We start from the raw sequence: 2,128 nt of genomic DNA on the forward strand, positions 1-2,128 counted from the left end.
GCCTGGCCGGCGTTGGCGCCGACCTGGAACAGCTGGCTGGAGAACGAACCGTCCAGCAGCTTGGTGCCGTTGAAGTCCGACTGCTTGGCGACGCGGTCGATTTCCGAAACCAGCTGGGTCACTTCGGCCTGCAGYGCCTTGCGGTCGCTGGCCGAGTTGGTGGCGTTGGAGGCCTGCACCGACAGCTCGCGGACGCGCTGCAGGTTGTTGCCGATTTCGGTCAGCGAACCTTCGGCGACCTGKGCCAGCGARATGCCGTCGTTGGCATTGCGGATGGCCACGTCGGTGCCGCGGATCTGGGTRCCGAAGCGCTCGGAGATCGCCAGGCCGGCCGCATCGTCCTTGGCRCTGTTGATGCGCGAACCGGAGGACAGGCGCTGGATGGTGGTGGCCAGCGAGCTGCCGCTGGTGCTCAGGTTACGCTGAGCATTCAACGACATCGTGTTGGTGTTGATTACTTGTGCCATGAGGAGAGGTCCTTGAGCGGTTGCACGTGAGTTGGGTTAGACGCCCCCGACGTGCCCCGGGGGCGGCTCATGTCAGCGCTGCAACAGGCTGAGCACGTTCTGCGGTACCTGGTTGGCCTGGGCCAGCATGGCCGTACCGGCCTGCTGCAGGATCTGGGTGCGGGTCAGCTCGGCGGTTTCCTTTGCGAAGTCGGTATCGCGGATGCGGCTGCGCGATGCGGACAGGTTCTCCGAGGAGGTCTGCAGGTTGGCGACCACCGAGGTGAAGCGGTTCTGGATCGCGCCGAGGTCGGCGCGCACGCTGTTGACCGATTCGAGGGCCTTGTCGACGATCGACATCGCCTTCTGTGCGCCTTCGGCCGTGGTGACGTTCAGGTCCTTGACGAAGCTGGCCGTTGCACCGGTCAGCGTGCCGCCGTTGGTGCTGGTCTCGGTCAGGCCCAGGCCGGCGATGGTGGCGGCGGTGGCGCCGGCCGGCGGGGTCGCCGCGCTGACACCCAGAGCGAAGGTCTGGCCGTCCTTGACCGAGGCCAGGCTGACCACGCCGGCGTTGACGGAGGCGACCACGCCGGTTTCGCCCAGCTTGTTGTTGATCGCGGCCGCGGTGGCCGAGGTGATCGATTCGCCTGCCTTCACGGTGAAGTCGCTGACGGTGACCGTGGTGGCGGCGCCGCCCGGCGGGGTCACCGAGATCTGCAGGCCGGAGTAGGTGGTATCAGCGGTGGCCTTGTCGGCTGCAGCCAGGCTGGTGCCGGTGTAGACGTTGGCGAAGCTGGCCGCCCCCAGCGAATCGGCCTTGGCGTTGACCACGCTGTTGATGGCGATGGCCTGGCCGGCGTTGGCGCCCACCTGGAACAGCTGGCTGGTGAACGAACCGTCCAGCAGCTTGGTGCCGTTGAAGTCGGCCTGCTTGGCGACGCGGTCGATTTCGCTGACCAGCTGGGTCACTTCAGCCTGCAGCGCCTTGCGGTCGCTGGCCGAGTTGGTGGCGTTGGAGGCCTGCACGCCCAGTTCGCGGATGCGCTGCAGGTTGTTGCCCACTTCGTTCAGCGAGCCCTCGGCCACCTGGGCCAGCGAGATGCCGTCGTTGGCGTTGCGGATGGCCACGTCCAGACCACGGATCTGGGTGGTGAAGCGCTCGCTGATGGCCAGGCCGGCGGCGTCGTCCTTCGCGCTGTTGATGCGCAGGCCGGACGAGAGGCGCTGGATGGTGGTGGCGAGCGAGCTGCCGCTGGTGCTCAGGTTGCGCTGAGCGTTGAGCGACATCGTATTGGTGTTGATTACCTGTGCCATGGGGTCGTCTCCTCTTATGTGGAACCCGTTGGTGAATGGAACGAAGCGCCGCCTGATTTTTTTGTTTGGCTGTGTGCTTCGCCGTTGCCAAATGAATAACGGCGCTTTGTCAACAACCTTTAGCCGGGAATTTCGTTGCAACCGAATTTCGTCGCTGAAAGCTGTTTTTCCGGGGATTTCCACCCTGGAAAAGCGTCGAGGCAATCCCCGGTAGGGGCGGTCGGGCATGCCCAACCCACGCTGATGAAGGTATCGGCGGGGGCCGGCTGGGCTTGATGGGCGATCTCGGAACATCCGCCGGGCATGGCCCGGCGCTACCAGAGCGAAGCCTTCGGAACATCCGCCGGGCATGGCCCGGCGCTACCAGG

2 protein-coding genes are annotated in these 2,128 nt (G+C 65.5%); both read right to left on the minus strand.

The window, feature by feature from the left end; translation table 11 throughout:
- The coding region (locus AC1DJN_RS21735; RefSeq protein WP_478040216.1) for a flagellin N-terminal helical domain-containing protein at nucleotides 1-467 on the minus strand (467 nt) is incomplete at its 3' end.
- Between the two features lie 72 nt (nucleotides 468-539).
- Entirely contained in the window at nucleotides 540-1,760 is a 1,221-nt protein-coding gene (locus AC1DJN_RS21740) for a flagellin (protein ID WP_025879099.1), read from the minus strand.
- Nucleotides 1,761-2,128: the final 368 nt, after the last annotated feature.

It is taken from the genome of Stenotrophomonas sp. 05L414_2 (assembly GCF_056397905.1).